General features: G+C 76.5%; 1 protein-coding gene. It reads right to left on the bottom strand.

The genetic code is table 11. The features are described 5' to 3' along the window. Nucleotides 1–409, bottom strand: a 409-nt coding sequence (locus ACFYW5_RS26215; protein WP_389419522.1) for a hypothetical protein, incomplete at both ends; no start/stop codon positions are given.

The raw sequence follows: 409 nt of genomic DNA, 5'->3' as shown, positions 1-409 counted from the left end.
CGTCCGCCGTTCCGGCGTGACGACCGTCAGGGCCAGGGCGGGCCGCGCCGCGACGACCGTGACCGGGGTCCCCGCCGTGATGACCGGGGCGACCGCCCTGCCTTCCGCCGTGACGACGACCGTGGTGGCGACCGCGGTGGTGACCGTGGTGGCTTCCGTCGGGACGACAACCGTGGCGGTGGCTACGGCCGCCGTGACGACCGTCGCGAGGGTGACCGCGGTCCCCGTCCGCCGTTCCGGCGTGACGACCGTCAGGGCCAGGGCGGGCCGCGCCGCGACGACCGTGACCGGGGTCCCCGCCGTGATGACCGGGGCGACCGCCCTGCCTTCCGCCGTGACGACGACCGTGGTGGCGACCGCGGTGGCTTCCGCGGTCGCGACGACAACCGTGGTGGCTTCCGCCGGGATG

This window comes from Streptomyces sp. NPDC002779 (assembly GCF_042888685.1).
Taxonomy (GTDB): domain Bacteria; phylum Actinomycetota; class Actinomycetes; order Streptomycetales; family Streptomycetaceae; genus Streptomyces.
This window is presented reverse-complemented; position numbering and strand designations above follow the sequence as displayed.